General features: G+C 72.0%; 10 protein-coding genes. 3 read left to right on the top strand and 7 right to left on the bottom strand.

The features are described from left to right. Nucleotides 1–95: 95 nt before the first annotated feature. Nucleotides 96–473, top strand: coding sequence for a PH domain-containing protein (locus QQG74_RS06815; RefSeq protein WP_341719448.1), 378 nt, complete (start codon nucleotides 96–98; stop codon nucleotides 471–473). Here the strand turns inward: QQG74_RS06815 and QQG74_RS06810 are convergent. Next, nucleotides 467–1,393, bottom strand: coding sequence for a 2-hydroxyacid dehydrogenase (locus tag QQG74_RS06810; RefSeq protein ID WP_341719447.1), 927 nt, complete (start codon nucleotides 1,391–1,393; stop codon nucleotides 467–469). The genes QQG74_RS06815 and QQG74_RS06810 overlap by 7 nt on opposite strands. 88 nt (nucleotides 1,394–1,481) lie before the next feature. Here QQG74_RS06810 and QQG74_RS06805 point away from each other — a divergent pair, with 88 nt between their 5' ends. Together QQG74_RS06805 and QQG74_RS06800 are read left to right on the top strand one after the other, a co-directional pair. Further along, entirely contained in the window at nucleotides 1,482–2,654 is a 1,173-nt protein-coding gene (locus QQG74_RS06805; protein WP_341721152.1) for a PQQ-dependent sugar dehydrogenase, read from the top strand. A gap of 86 nt (nucleotides 2,655–2,740) precedes the next feature. Further along, nucleotides 2,741–4,327, top strand: a complete 1,587-nt coding sequence (locus QQG74_RS06800) for a metallophosphoesterase (protein WP_341719446.1) — start codon at nucleotides 2,741–2,743, stop codon at nucleotides 4,325–4,327. 114 nt (nucleotides 4,328–4,441) lie between these two features. Here the strand turns inward: QQG74_RS06800 and QQG74_RS06795 are convergent, their stop codons facing one another. From QQG74_RS06795 to QQG74_RS06770, 6 genes are all read right to left on the bottom strand, one after another. Continuing rightward, complete coding sequence (locus QQG74_RS06795; RefSeq protein WP_341719445.1) at nucleotides 4,442–6,799, bottom strand: pyruvate dehydrogenase; 2,358 nt, start codon at nucleotides 6,797–6,799, stop codon at nucleotides 4,442–4,444. Between the two features lie 124 nt (nucleotides 6,800–6,923). Next, entirely contained in the window at nucleotides 6,924–8,414 is a 1,491-nt protein-coding gene (gene gatB / locus QQG74_RS06790; RefSeq protein ID WP_341719444.1) for an Asp-tRNA(Asn)/Glu-tRNA(Gln) amidotransferase subunit GatB, read from the bottom strand. A gap of 97 nt (nucleotides 8,415–8,511) precedes the next feature. After that, nucleotides 8,512–9,654, bottom strand: a complete 1,143-nt coding sequence (locus QQG74_RS06785; RefSeq protein ID WP_341719443.1) for an Ig domain-containing protein — start codon at nucleotides 9,652–9,654, stop codon at nucleotides 8,512–8,514. A 226-nt stretch (nucleotides 9,655–9,880) separates the two neighbouring features. Next, complete coding sequence (gene gatA, locus QQG74_RS06780) at nucleotides 9,881–11,356, bottom strand: Asp-tRNA(Asn)/Glu-tRNA(Gln) amidotransferase subunit GatA (protein WP_341719442.1); 1,476 nt, start codon at nucleotides 11,354–11,356, stop codon at nucleotides 9,881–9,883. Next, nucleotides 11,353–11,658 (bottom strand): Asp-tRNA(Asn)/Glu-tRNA(Gln) amidotransferase subunit GatC, encoded by a 306-nt coding sequence (gatC, locus tag QQG74_RS06775; RefSeq protein ID WP_341719441.1) that lies wholly within the window; start codon nucleotides 11,656–11,658, stop codon nucleotides 11,353–11,355. Before gatC ends, gatA begins: the two co-directional genes overlap by 4 nt. A 141-nt stretch (nucleotides 11,659–11,799) precedes the next feature. Continuing rightward, complete coding sequence (locus QQG74_RS06770; RefSeq protein WP_341719440.1) at nucleotides 11,800–14,292, bottom strand: EAL domain-containing protein; 2,493 nt, start codon at nucleotides 14,290–14,292, stop codon at nucleotides 11,800–11,802. Nucleotides 14,293–14,341: the final 49 nt, after the last annotated feature.

Genomic DNA, 14,341 nt, shown 5'->3' with positions numbered 1-14,341 from the left:
CCTCGGACAGTGAGTCAGATCACTCTCGCATCGCCTTGCGTCGACCCGCCGAAGCCCGGTGCGACCCGGCCCGGGGCTGGTGGGATCATCGGAGGATGGCCCGTTCCGACACCGTCCGTTTCCGGCACCACCAGGCCAGCCTGGTCGCGGCGATCGTCGCCACCATCGGGGCCGTGCCGCTGGCCAGCGCCCGCGCGTATCTGCTGCCGGTGCTGCTGGTACCGCTGGCGGTGGCCGCCTGGGCCTGGCGCGCCGGCACCGACGCGGACGCTGACGGGCTGCGCCTGCGGGCACTGGTTGGCCAGCGCCGGATCGGCTGGGAGCAGATCGCCGAACTGGGCGCCGATCCGCGCGGCCGGGCGGTCGCCCAGCTCACCGACGGCCAGCGGCTGGTGCTGCCGGCGGTACGCCGAGAGGACCTGCCCCGCCTGGCGGCGGCGGCCGGTCGGGGCGAGGTCGAGCCGGCTCAGTAGCCGTTCGTCACCACGTTCGTCAGCTGTGCGCCGGTCGCGAACCGGCGAATCTGCTCGCCGACCAGGCGGTACGCCCGGGGCAGCAGACCGCGTACCGACCCCGCCACGTGCGGGGTGATCAACACGTTCGGCAGCTCCCAGAGCGGATGGTCGGTGGGCAGCGGCTCCGGATCGGTGACGTCCAGCGCGGCGGAGATCCGGCCACTGGGCAGCTCGTCGACAAGTGCGTCGGTCCGGGCCACCGGCCCCCGGGCGGCGTTCACCAGCAGCGCACCATCACGCATCGCGGCCAGGAACTTCTCGTCGACAAGCCCCTGGGTCTGCTCGGTAAGCGGCACCAGCACCACCACCACGTCGGCGTGCGGCAACAGCTGCGTCAGCTCCCCGACCCCGTGCACCCCCTCTTCCGGCCGGGCGGTCCGGGCCACCAGGGTGAACGTCACCTCGAACGGTGCCAGCCGTTGCCGTACGGCGGTGCCGATGGAGCCGGCGCCGACGATCAACACCCGCTTGCCGGCCAGTTCGTCGGTGGGCGCCACGTCGTCGTACGCCCACCGCCGCTGCGCCTGGGCGCGGGCCATCGCCGGAAAGGCGCGCAGTTGGGACAGGATCGCGGCGACCACCCACTCGGCGGTGGAGGGATCGTGCACGCCCCGGGCGTCGCAGAGCAGGACCCCGGGCGGTACCCGGTCGACCCAGGCGTCCGCGCCGGCCGAGAGCAACTGCACCACCGCCAGCTCGGGCAACTCGGACAGCAGGGCGGTGGCTTCCCGCTGGGCGAGGAAGGGCGGCACCCAGAACCGGACGTCGGCCGCCGACGAGGGCAGCTTCGCGGGGTCGGCCATCGTCTCGACGGTGACCTCCGGGGGCAGGTCACCGAGCAAAGCGTGGCCGGTCTCGTGCGGGATCCATACCTTCACGCTTGTCGACGATATGCCCTGCGACAGGCCCCGCCGTTCGGAGGGCGACCGGCGTGGGCCTCCGCGCCGGTGCCCGCAGCGGGCTACCCTGGGCGAGGTGAGCGCTCCCCCGTACTCCCGCGCCCGTCAGGTCCGCACGCTCCTCGCCGCGTCCTGCGCGACGTTGCTGCTCGTCGCCACCGGGTGCAGCCTCGGCGAACCGGACCCGGACCCGGCCGGCGAGCCACCGAACCTGCCCAGCCCCTCGACCACCGCCGGCAACGGCAGCCAGGAGGTCGTCACCACCGTGCTCGCCCAGGGGCTGCGGGTGCCGTGGGGCATCGCGTTCCTGCCCGACGGCGGTGCGCTGGTCACCGAGCGCGACACCGGCCGGGTCCTCCAGGTCGGCCCGGAGTCCGGCCCGGACGGCCTGAAGATCACCGAGGTGCAGATCATCGACGAGGTGGCGGCCGGCGGCGAGGGTGGCCTGCTGGGCATCGCCGTCTCTCCCAAGTTCGAGCAGGACCGGACGGCGTTCGTCTACTACACCGCCGAGCGGGACAACCGGATCGCCCGGTTCAAGCTCGGCGAGCGGCCCACCCCGATCCTCACCGGCATCCCCAAGGCCGGCATCCACAACGGCGGCGGGCTGGCGTTCGGCCCCGACGGGCAGCTCTACGCCAGCACCGGCGACGCCGGGGACACCGCTCAGTCCCAGGACGCCGAGCAGCTCGGCGGCAAGATCCTGCGGATCACCCCGGACGGCAAGCCGGCAGCCGGCAACCCCTTTCCGAACTCCCCGGTCTGGTCGCTGGGCCACCGCAACGTGCAGGGCATCGCCTGGGCGGGCGACCGGATGTACGCCGTCGAGTTCGGCCAGAGCACCTGGGACGAGATCAACCAGATCACCAAGGGCGAGAACTACGGTTGGCCCGAGGTCGAGGGGCGCGGCGGCGACAAGGAGTACGTCGACCCGATCGTGCAGTGGACTACCGACGAGGCGTCCTGCTCGGGCCTGGCCGCGGTGGAGCGGATGCTGACCACCGCCTGCCTGCGCGGGCAGCGTCTCTGGCTGGTCGAGCTCACCGAGACCGGCACCGTGCTCGGGCAACCGCACGCGCTGCTGACCGAGGAGTACGGGCGGCTGCGGGCGATCGCCGCCGCACCGGACGGTTCGCTCTGGGTGGGCACCTCCAACCATGACGGGCGGGGCCGACCGGCACCGGAGGACGACCGACTGCTGCGGCTGGTCTTCTCGGGTGGCGGCGCCGGACGCAGCTGAGGCACGCTCGGGTATCTTCGGGTTTTCCGACCGTCTCTCAACCCAGGTTTGCCAAGATCCTTCGGCGGGCAGGTCAGAATCTCAGCATGGACGGTCACCAGAACGAGCAGCCGCGTGACGACCGTGCCGGGGACACCCCGGACGATCGCGCCGGTCGCCTCGCCCCGCTGTGGCGCGCGACCGCCGCGTCCCGGCGCGTCGGACGGCACCGGAGCGTACGCCGGCTCGCCGCCGGCCTGGCCGTCCTGGCCGTCACCCTGGCCGGGGTGCTGGCCGGGGTCATCGCCGGTGGACAGGTCGGCACCGACCTCGGGCCGTTCCGCGCCAAACTGTCGGTCTCGCCGGCCACCACCGGCGGCACCACCATCGACATCCCGCCGCTGGGCGCGCTGCATCTGGACAGCCACGACGGGCCCACCCACCTGACCGTGGAACTGGGCGCGCTGGAGCAGAGCCGCGTCGAGGCCCTGATCGAGGACCCGGCGAGCCTGAACCGGGCCACCCAGTCGGCGGTCGACGAGATCCGTGCCGGTGTGCTGCGCCTCGGGCTGCGTACCGTCGGCTCCGCCGTGCTGGCCGCCCTGGTGCTGGCCCTGCTGGTCTTCCGGGACACCCGCCGGGCCGCCTGGGCCGGTGGCCTGGCGCTGCTGATCACCGCCGGCAGCCTCGGCACCGCCGCGGCGACCATTCGCCCGCAGTCGATCGAGGAGCCCAGGTACGAGGGGTTGCTTGTCAACGCCCCGGCGATCGTCGGTGACGTGCGGAAGATCGCCAACGACTACACCCGGTACGCCGAACAACTTCAGCGCCTGATCGGCAACGTCACCCAGCTCTACACCACCGTCTCGGCGCTGCCGGTGTTCGAGCAGGAGCCGGGCACCACCCGGGTCCTGCACATCTCCGACATGCACCTCAACCCGACGGCCTGGCAGCTGATCCGGACCGTGGTGGAACAGTTCGGCATCGACGTGGTGATCGACACCGGCGACATCACCGACTGGGGCAGCGAGCCGGAAGCCTCCTACGTCGGCTCGATAAGCCTGCTCCGCAAGCCGTACGTCTACATCCGCGGCAACCACGACTCGGGGCGTACGGCGGCGGCGGTGGCGCAGCAGCCGAACGCGATCGTGCTGGACAACGCCACCACCACCGTCGCCGGGCTGACCATCGCCGGCATCGGTGATCCCCGCTTCACCCCGGACAAGAGCACCTCCCCGGCTGCCGGCGGGCTCAACCCGCCCACCGCGAACGAGCTGATCACCAATGGCGAGCAGCTCGCCGCCACGATCCGCAGCTCACCACGGCCGGTGGACATCGCGCTGGTGCACGACCCGTCCGCCGCCGGGCCGCTCTCCGGCACCTGCCCGCTCGTGTTGGCCGGGCACACCCACGACCGGCGGGTCGAGAAGCTGCCCGAGGTGCCGGGCCAGCAGCCCACCACGCTCATGGTGGAGGGCTCGACCGGTGGCGCCGGCCTGCGCGGGCTGGAGGGCGAACAGCCCACTCCGCTGGCCATGACCGTGCTCTACTTCGACCAGCAGAAGCTGCTCCAGGCGTACGACAGCATCACCGTCGGCGGCACCGGCCAGGCCCAGGTCAACCTGGAACGCACAGTGGTGGCCCAACCCGCCGCCGGCCCGCCCGCCCCGGTAACCCCCACCCCCACCCGCTAGCCCTCACACCCCCGCAAAACCCCTCGCGATCTTGCACTTTGTGTCGCGACAAAGGCCGCAAAAGGGACAGAAATGCGACCGAAAGTGCAAGATCGGCGGGGAGGGTGACGGGGGTCAGCGGAGGGAGAGGGCGGCCAGGGCGGCGTTGACGATGGTGCCGGGCAGCAGGTCGTGCAGCTCGTACAGTTCACGCACGGTGCCGGACTGGCCGAACTCGTCGACGCCGAGCGGCACGGCGGGAGCACCGACGGCCGAGCCGAGCCAGGCCATGGCGTGCGAGGCGGCGTCGTGCACGGTCACCACCGGCACCCCGTCGACGAAGGCGGACCGCAGCGCGCCGGGCACGCTGGGCACGGTGGCGGTGCGTACGCCCTGGCGCAGCGTACGCTGCCAGGCCCGGTAGAGCCGGTCCAGGCTGGTCACGTCGACCACGTGCGCGGCCACGCCCTCGTCGGCCAGTTCGGCCGCCGCAGCCAGCACCTCGGGCAGCACCGCGCCGGAAGCGGCCAGCTGCACCGTCGGCGCGTCGACCAGGCTCGGGTCCGCCTGATGGGCGTCGACCAGCCGGTACGCCCCGGCGAGCACCTGCCGCCGCAGCACCGCGTCGCCGAGCCGGGCGCGGGCCGCCTCGAACGGCGCCTGATCCAGCGGGCGGGTGCTGAGCCGGAAGTAGTAGGCACCGTCCTCGGCCGGTGCGGCCGTCGCCGCTGGCCCCGGCGCGTCGGCGAGCTGCCCCAGCGCGTCGCAGAGCAGCCAGTCCAGGCTGGTCGCGTACGCCGGCTCGACGAAGGTCACCCCGGGCAGCTCCAGGCCCACACTCGCGGTGATCGTGGACTGGTGCGCGCCGCCCTCCGGAGCGAGCGTGATGCCGGACGGGGTACCCGCCACCACGAACCGTGCGCCCGAGTAGGTGCCGTAGAGAAAGGCGTCCAGCCCACGCAGCACGAACGGGTCATAGACCGTACCGACCGGCAGCAGTGGCTGGCCGGACAGATCCCAGGCCAGGCCGAGCTGGCCGAGCAGCAGGAACAGGTTCATCTCGGAGATGCCCAGCTCGATGTGCTGCCCCTGCGGGCTCTCCGTCCAGCGCAGCATCCGGTCCTGCGACCACGACCGCTGCTCGATCGGGGCGAACACGCCGGTCTTGTTGATGAACCCGGCCAGGTTTGTGGAGGTCGCCACGTCCGGTGCGGTGGTGACCAGGTACCGGCCCACCTGCGGGTCCCGGGCCAGGTCGACAAGTACCCGACCGAAGACCTCCTGGGTGGAAATCGGCTTGTTGGCGCGTACCTTGGTGCTCTGCGGGACGGTGACCCCGAGCGCCCGCTCGCGGGGCGCGCGGGACAGCGCCTCCCGACGCTGCCCGGCCCGGATCCCGGCCGCCGAGGCCGGGTCGAGGCGGTCCCACTCGGTGTCGCGGGTCAGGCCGTGCGCCGCGCGCAACGCGGCGACCTGATCGGCGGAGAGCAACGCCGAATGGTTGCGCGGATTGCCGGCGATCGGCAGACCCCAACCCTTGACCGTGTACGCGAACACCACGCTCGGCCGGTCGGTCACCGCGTCACACTGGGCGTACGCGTCGAGCAGCGCACCGAGATCATGCCCGCCCAGGTCGGTCACGAGCGGGCCCAGTTCCTCGTCGGCGAGGTCGGCGACGAAGGCGGCCACCTCGGCCGACGCACCATCCAGGAACTGCTTGCGCAGCTGCGGTCCGGTCAGCCCGAACAGCGACTGGTACTGCTCGTTCGGCATCGCGTCGATCCAGTCGCGCAGCGCCGTGCCACCCGGCTGGGCGTACGCCCGGGCCAGCTTGCGGCCGTACTTGACCTCGACCACGTGCCAGCCGGCGGCCTCGAACTGCCCGCGCCACTGGTCGATCCGTACGCCCGGGACGACCCGGTCCAACGACTGCCGGTTGAAGTCGACCACCCACATCACGTTGCCGAGACCGCCGGTGGCCGGATCAGCGACCGCCTCCCAGACGTTGCCCTCGTCCAACTCGGCGTCACCGAGCAGGGCGATGAACCGGGAGTGCGGGCGTACGCCGAAGTGCGCATCGACGTAGCGCCGGGTCACCGCCGCGAAGAGCGGCGCGGCGGCACCCAGGCCGACCGAACCGGTGGAGAAGTCCACCCCGTCCGGGTCCTTCGTCCGCGACGGGTACGACTGCAACCCGCCGCGCGCCCGCAGCCGGGTCAGGTACGACCGGTCCAGGTTGCCGAGCAGGTACTGGATTGCGTGGAACACCGGGGAGGCGTGCGGCTTCACCGCGACCCGGTCCTCGGCGTCCAGGTGGGCGAACCACAGCGCGGTCATCGCGGTGACCAGGCTGGCGCTGGACGCCTGGTGCCCACCGACCTTCACGCCGTCGCCGGTGGCGCGATCGTGGTTGGCCGCGTCCACGATCCGGGTGGCGAGCCAGAGCACCCGCCGCTGAATCTCGTCGAGGACATCGATGTCGTGTTGGTTCACGGTGGACTCCAGGGGTCCGGTACGTCGTCGTTGACGCCCGGTCGGCGGCGCGGGGTTACGGCATGGTGTTAGGAGGGGGCCCTTCCTATACACCAGGCGTTAATAAGGGGCCCTTCCTTACACCTCAGCTGAGGCGGGCGAGGATGAGTTCGCGGACGGTCTTGGCGTCGGCCTGACCACGGGTGGTCTTCATGACCGCACCGACAAGCGCGCCGGCCGCGGCGACCTTGCCGCTGCGCACCTTCTCGGCGATGTCCGGGTTCGCGGCGATCGCCTCGTCCACGGCGGCGGTCAGCGCGCCGGTGTCGGAGACGACCTCCAGGCCCCGCTTGGTCATGATCTCGGTCGGCGAGCCTTCCCCGTCGACCACACCCTCCAGGACGGTACGGGCCAGCTTGTCGTTGAGCTTGCCGGCGTCGACCAGGCCCTGGAGTTCGGCGACCTGGGCCGGGGTGGCCCCGACATCGGCCAGTTCCACGCCCGTCTCGTTGGCCCGGCGGGACAGCTCACCGAGCCACCACTTGCGGGCGGCGGCCGGGGTGGTGCCGGCCGCGACGGTGGCCTCGATCAGCTCGACCGCACCGGCGTTGAGCACCGACTGCATGTCGAGATCGGAAAGTCCCCACGCCTGCTGGAGGCGGCGACGGTGCAGCCGGGGCAGCTCCGGCAGGGCGGCCTTCAGCTCGGCCACCCACACCGGGTCCGGCGCGAGCGGGACCAGGTCCGGCTCCGGGAAGTAGCGGTAGTCGGTGGCGGTCTCCTTGGACCGGCCCGGGGTGGTGTCGCCGGTGTCCTCGTGGAAGTGCCGGGTCTCCTGGGTGATCCGCCCGCCCGCGTCGAGCACGGCGGCCTGACGCAGCATCTCCGAGCGGACCGCCCGCTCCACCGAGCGCAGCGAGTTGACGTTCTTCGTCTCGGTGCGGGTGCCCCACTCCTCGCCCGGCAGGTTCAGCGAGGTGTTGACGTCGCAGCGCAGCGAGCCCTCTTCCATCCGTACGTCGGAGACGCCGAGCGAGCGGAGCACGTCGCGCAGCTCGGTCACGTACGCGCGGGCCACCTCGGGGGCGAGCGCACCGGTGCCGGGGATCGGCTTGGTGACGATCTCCACAAGCGGAATGCCGGCCCGGTTGTAGTCGACAAGCGATTCGGTGGCGCCGTGGATGCGACCGGTGGCACCGCCGACGTGCAGCGTCTTGCCGGTGTCCTCCTCCAGGTGCACCCGCTCGATGCCGATCCGCACGGTCTCGCCGTTCACCTCGACGTCCAGGTAGCCGTCGACGCAGAGCGGCTCGTCGTACTGGCTGATCTGGAAGTTCTTCGGCATGTCCGGGTAGAAGTAGTTCTTCCGGGCGAACCGGCACCACTGCGCGATGGAGCAGTTCAGCGCCAGGCCGATCCGGATCGTCGCCTCGATCGCCGCCTTGTTCGCCACCGGCAACGAGCCGGGCAGGCCCAGGCAGACCGGGCAGACCCGGGTGTTCGGCTCGCCGCCGAAGTCGGTCGGGCAACCGCAGAACATCTTCGTGTTCGTGCCCAGCTCGACGTGGGTCTCCAGGCCGATCACCGGCTCGTAGCGCGCGACGACCTCGTCGTACGCGGGCAGCGTCGTGGTCATGGGAACTCCAGTTTGCAGGCGGTAACCGGCCCGCGGCGGCAGCCGGACACAACGCCGCCAAGCCTAACCGCTCGCCCTGCTCGGCCTCGGCCGGGCATCACTCGGGTGTGGTGAACCGTCGACGGCGCTCGTACGCGACGACGAAGAGGATCCCGCCGATGGAGAAGGCCAGCACGCTCAGCAACAGCAGCACCACTGCCGAGTTCGAGCCGGTGATCGGCAGCCACGCGCCACTCGCCTTGGACGGCGAGGATGTCGGCTGGGGTGCCGCCGGGCTGCTCTCCGATGGTGTGGCGGTCGGATCGCTTGAGGTCGGCGTGGCCGTCGGGGTGGGCCTCGGACCGGTCGGGGGCACCGTGGGCGTGGTCGGGGTCGCAGCGGCGACGGTGAGCGACACCTCGTTGGTGGCGCTGGTTTGGTGACCCTTCGCCTGAACGGTGAAGGTGAACGTGCCGGCACTGCCGGGGGCGCCGCTGAGCAGGCCCTCCTTGTCGAGCGTGAGCCCGTCCGGCAGGGCCCCGCCGGCCAGGGTGAACGCGATGTCGGAATCACCGTCGGCGGTGAACTCGAACGAGTAGGGCTTCCCGACCGTGCCGGGGAGCGGGTCGCCGGAGGTGAAGGCGGTCGCGGCCTTGGCGACGACGATGGTGACGTCCTGCTCGTCGAACCGGCCGTTCTTGTCCGTCATCCGCAGGGTGAACGGGTAGCTGCCCGGCGTGTCCGGCTCGCCCCCGAGGGACGACCCGACCAGGAGCATGCCCGACGGCAGACTGCCCGACACCACCGACAACCGGTACGGCTCGGTGCCACCGGTGGCCTCGACGGTGTGGATCGCGTACACCTGCCCGAGGTACCTGGGCGATCTGGGGGCGCCCGAGGTGATGACCACCTTCTGTTCGCGTACCTCGATGGTTGCCGTCTGCTCGTCGAACCGGCCGTCCTGGTCGGTCATCCGCAGGGTGAACGTGTAACTGCCCGGCGTGTCCGGCTGACCTCCGAGGGACGACCCGACCAGGAGCATGCCCGACGGCAGACTGCCCGACACCACCGACAACCGGTACGGCTCGGTGCCACCGGTGGCCTCGACGGTGTGGATCGCGTACACCTGCCCGAGGTACATGACCGACCTGGGCTTGCTTGAGGTGATGGTGACTGTTTCGGTGGCGGCGGCCGGTTGCGAGGTGCCCAGCAGGAACGCGAAAACCATCATCAGGGCCATGACCGAGCGAAGTGTCCTCATCGCACATCCAGGTCTGATCGGAACCGCTCGCGTTCGCCAGCGGACCAGGAGTCGAGTCGATCCAGCAGCCTCGGAGCATATTCGACAAGTGCCAGTGACTGTCGGCAACCCACTTATCGTAATCATGGTGTGCTGCGACGGCAGCCGCGCCCGGCGCGGTCGTGACGACCGCACCGGACGCGGGGGACGATTCCGGGCGCGGGCCGGCAGCCCGGCGCCCGGTGGATCACAGCGTCGGTGGGGTGAGCGTGCCGAGAGCGGTCTCCAGCGCGGCGGCGACCCGGTACATCCGGTCGTCGGCCATCGTCGGGGCCATGATCTGCAAACCGACCGGCAGCCCGTCGGAGAGCCCGCACGGCACCGAGATGCCCGGCCCGCCGTACAGGTTCGTCGGGATGGTGAACAGGTCGGCCAGGTACATCTGGTACGGGTCGGAGGTACGCGCGCCCAGCGGGAAGGCCACGAACGGGGTGGTCGGCGAGATCAGCGCGTCGACCCGCTCGAACGCGGCGGTGAAGTCCCGGGTGATCAGGGTGCGGACCTTCTGCGCCTGGCCGTAGTAGGCGTCGTAGTAACCCGAGGAGAGCGCGTACGTGCCGATCATGATGCGCCGCTTGACCTCGGGCCCGAAGCCGGCCTCCCGGGTCAGCGACATGACCTCCTCCAGCGAGCGGTTGCCGTCGTCGCCGACCCGCAGGCCGAACCGGACGCCGTCGAAGCGGGCCAGGTTCGAGGAGCACTCGCTCGGCGCGATCAGGTAGTACGCCGGCAGCGCGTACCTGAAGTGCGGGCAGGAGACCTCGACGATCTCCGCGCCCAGCTTGGTCAGCGCGTCGACCGCCTCGTTGAAGGCGGCCATGACGCCCGGCTCGGCACCCTCGCCGGCGAACTCGGTCACGATGCCGAGCCGCACCCCGCTCAGGTCGCCGGTGGCGCCGAGCTTCGCCGCGGCGACCACGGCCGGCACCGGCGCCGGGATCGAGGTCGAGTCGCGGGGGTCGTGCCCGCCGATGGCCTCGTGCAGCAGCGCGGCGTCGAGCACCGTACGCGCACACGGGCCGGGCGTGTCCAGCGAGGAGGAGAAGGCCACCAGACCGTAGCGGGAGGTGCCGCCGTACGTCGGCTTCGCGCCGACGGTGCCGGTGACCGCGCCCGGCTGGCGGATCGAGCCGCCGGTGTCCGAGCCGATCGCCAGCGGCGCCTCGTACGCGGCGAGTGCCGCGGCGCTGCCTCCGCCGGAGCCGCCCGGGATGCGGTCGGTGTCCCACGGGTTGCGGGTCGGCCCGTACGCGGAGTATTCCGTGGAGGAGCCCATCGCGAACTCGTCCATGTTGGTCTTGCCGAGCATCACCGTGCCGGCGGCGCGCAGCCGCTGCACGATCGTCGAGTCGTACGGCGGACGCCAGCCCTCCAGGATCTTCGACCCGACGGTGGTCGGTACGCCCTTGGTGGTGAGCACGTCCTTGACCGCGACCGGCACCCCGGCCAGTGGGCCCAACTGCTCCCCGGCGGCGCGCCGGGCGTCCACGTCACGGGCGGCGGCCAGCGCGCCCTCGCTGTCGACGTGCAGGAAGGCGTTGACCCGGCCGTCGACGGCGGCGATCCGGTCCAGGTGGGCCTGGGTGACCTCGACGGCGGAGGTCTCGCCCGCGGCGACCAACCCCGCGATCTGCGTCGCGGTCATTCTGGTGATGTCGGTCATGAAGCCACATCCTCGTCCAGGATCCGCGGTACGCGGAACCGCTGTTCCTCCGCGTCGGGCGCGCCCGACAGCGCCTCCGCCGGGGTCAGGCAGGGCGTCACGACGTCCTCGCGGAGCACGTTTGTGAGCGGCACCGAGTGCGAGGTGGGCGGGATGTCCGCGGCGGCGACCTCGCCCACCTGGGCGACCGCCTGGAGGATCACGTCGAGCTGGCCGGCGAAGGTCTCCAACTCCTCCTCCGTCACGGCGAGCCGCGACAGTCGCGCCAGATGCGCGACCTCCTCGCGGGAGATGGCGGCCATCGGTGCCCCCTTCGTGGCTGTCCTGCGTCTGGGTACGCCCACCCCGGTCGCCGAAGCGCGTCCCGCGGTGACCGCAGCGAGTCTATTGTTCCGCGCCCGGCCGACCGCCCCCGGCTCCCCCGGGACGTCGGAGGCTGCCCGTCACCGCGCGTGCCGGTGCGGGATGTCCGCCTCGTCGTGGCCGCCGAGCGGGCGCACCGGGCGGTAGCGGGCCAGCCAGGCGACGAGTTCGGCGGCCGGCATCGGTCGGGCGTAGAACCAGCCCTGGGCCACGTCGCAGCCGGCGGCGTGCAGCATCCGCCAGCTCCGCTCGTCCTCCACGCCCTCGGCGACCACCCGCAGCCCCAGCGCCTTGGCCAACTCGATGGTCGACCGGACGATCGCCGCGTCGTCGGCGTCGTCGACCATGCCGAGCACGAAGGAGCGGTCGACCTTCACCTCCGACAGCGGCAGCCGGCGCAGGTGCTGGAGGGAGGAGTATCCGGTGCCGAAGTCGTCGAGGGCGATGCCCACCCCGATCCGGTGCAGCCGGGTGATGGTGGTCAGCACCCGGCGCGGGTCGGCCATCAGGGCACCCTCGGTGATCTCCAGTTGCAGCCGGTCCGGAGCCAGGTGGTGGCGGGCGAGCCGGTCGGCGATCTGGTCGGCGATCTCGCCGGTGTGCAGGTCCCGCACGCTGACGTTTACCGCCGCCCGCAGTTCGAGACCCGCCGCCGACCACTTGGCGAGCTGTTCCGTCACGTCGTCGATGACCCGGCGGGTGAGCAGGCGCATCACGGCGCTCTGCTCGGCGACCCGGATCAGCTCCTCCGGATCGACCATCCCCCGGCGTGGGTGCCGCCAGCGCAGCAGCGCCTCCACCCCGACCATCGCACCGGTGGCGATCGCGATCTGCGGCTGGTAATACATCATGATCTCGCCCGCGTCCTCGATCGCTTCGTTGCCGCGTTCGGGGCCGGACAGCTGCGGCTGCCCGGTCGGCTGGCCGTCGGCCCGGTCCGGATCGGGCGGTTCCCCGGCAGGCACCGGCCGGGCCCACAGCTCATCGGCGGCTGCGGCCTCGTGCGCGGCGCGCCGCAGGATCGGGTCCGCGCCGGTGACGATCCGGTTGATCAGCTCGTCGTCCTGGGCCGCGAGCGGCGGGCGGCGGCGACGCCGGCTCCACCACCGCTGGCCGGGCCGCTCGTCCAGCCCGGCTGCTGCCGGCGGCACGTCCCGAGTCGGTTCGGTGGACGCCGACGGCATCGCCGACAGCATCGCGCCGTCCCCGCCCCGGACCACGGAGGCGGGCGCAGCCGGCACCGCTGCCTCGCCGGGCTGTCCGGCCGCCCCGCCCTCCAGTACCCGACGCAGGTCGGCCAGCAGGCCGAGCCGCTCGGCGGAGTTGTGGTCGGACTCGGCGGTGTAGACGGCGACGGTGTCGTTGCGGTGCTTCGCGTCGTACATCGCCACGTCGGCGTGGCGCATCAGGGTGGCGAAATCCTCGCCGTGGTCCGGGTACAGGGCGATGCCGATGGAGCCGCCGACGTCCAGCGGCAGCCCGTCCAGCGGCACCGGCGTGGCCAGCACCTGCACCACCTGGTCGGCCAGCGCCCGGGCCTGCGCGACCTCGGTCAGCCGGGTCATCACGATCGCGAACTCGTCACCGCCGAGGCGGGCGACGAGATCCGGCGGTTCGACCACATCGGTCAGCCGGGCGCTCACCTCGACGAGCAGCCGGTCGCCGACCTCGTGCCCGAGCGCGTCGTTGACGTTCTTGAACCGGTCCAGGTCGATCAGCAGCAGGGCCAGCCGGGCATCCGGTTCGCCGCGGGCACGACACTCGGCGTGCCGGTGGATCTCCTCGCTGACCTCGGCCAGCAGCGCCTTGCGGTTCGCCAGCCCGGTGAGCGGGTCGAGCGCGGCGAGTTGGTGCTGCTCGACGGTGAGCCGGGCCATCCGGTACACCGCGAAGAGCGGCACCAGCACCAACGGAACCAGGGCCGCGCTGGCTCGCGCGGCGGTGACGAGCACCGGCGCGAGCAGCAGCAGGCTGCCGGTGGAGAGGAGCTCGAAGGGCAGCCCGTGCCAGGCGTTGGGCCACCACCGCTCACCGAAACGCAACCGGACGGCGGTCGTCACCAGGCTGTAGTTGACCACGAGCCAGGCGACCCCGGCACCGCCGATCGCGGCGATGTCCGTGACGCCCAGCGCACCGCCGTCGAAGACGCCGCCGGGGCCGAGCCGGGTGACCGCGTACGCGGCGGCCAGGGCGCAGGCGTACTGGCCGGCGTTGAAGGCCGTCCGCCAGGGGGCGTACCCCATCCGGAATCCGGAGACCAGCACGGCGACCGCCTGCACCGCGACCGCGGGGCCGAGCCCCCAGCCGAGCAGGATCGCGAAGGTGAAGCAGGTCGACGGAAAGACCGCGGAGGACTGCCGCCGGCCGGGCGGGACGAACGGGCGTGCGTCGCAGGCCACCGCGAGCACCGCCATCGTCCAGAACGCCACCGGAAGCTCGGGCAGGGTGCTGCCAAGCGACACCAGCGGGGCGGCCGAGACCAGCACGGCCACGGCCAGCACCCCGCCGACGAAGACCGTGAACTGGGCCGTCCGGCCGGGCGGGACCAGGTTTCGCGGGTCGGGCGGCTCCATCACACCTCCCGGTACGTCACCTCCGCGCGTGGGTTCACGCGCCGTTCCC

The organism is Micromonospora sp. FIMYZ51, assembly GCF_038246755.1.
Taxonomy (GTDB): domain Bacteria; phylum Actinomycetota; class Actinomycetes; order Mycobacteriales; family Micromonosporaceae; genus Micromonospora.
This window is presented reverse-complemented; position numbering and strand designations above follow the sequence as displayed.

What these genes read in the sequence shown, in the direction of transcription:
- QQG74_RS06815 (WP_341719448.1), top strand. Translation starts at nt 96, where the DNA reads ATGGCCCGTTCCGACACCGTCCGTTTCCGGCACCACCAGGCCAGCCTG.
- QQG74_RS06800 (WP_341719446.1), top strand. Translation starts at nt 2,741, where the DNA reads ATGGACGGTCACCAGAACGAGCAGCCGCGTGACGACCGTGCCGGGGAC.
- gatB (WP_341719444.1), bottom strand. Translation starts at nt 8,414, where the DNA reads ATGACCACGACGCTGCCCGCGTACGACGAGGTCGTCGCGCGCTACGAG.
- QQG74_RS06785 (WP_341719443.1), bottom strand. Translation starts at nt 9,654, where the DNA reads ATGAGGACACTTCGCTCGGTCATGGCCCTGATGATGGTTTTCGCGTTC.
- gatA (WP_341719442.1), bottom strand. Translation starts at nt 11,356, where the DNA reads ATGACCGACATCACCAGAATGACCGCGACGCAGATCGCGGGGTTGGTC.
- gatC (WP_341719441.1), bottom strand. Translation starts at nt 11,658, where the DNA reads ATGGCCGCCATCTCCCGCGAGGAGGTCGCGCATCTGGCGCGACTGTCG.
- QQG74_RS06770 (WP_341719440.1), bottom strand. Translation starts at nt 14,292, where the DNA reads ATGGAGCCGCCCGACCCGCGAAACCTGGTCCCGCCCGGCCGGACGGCC.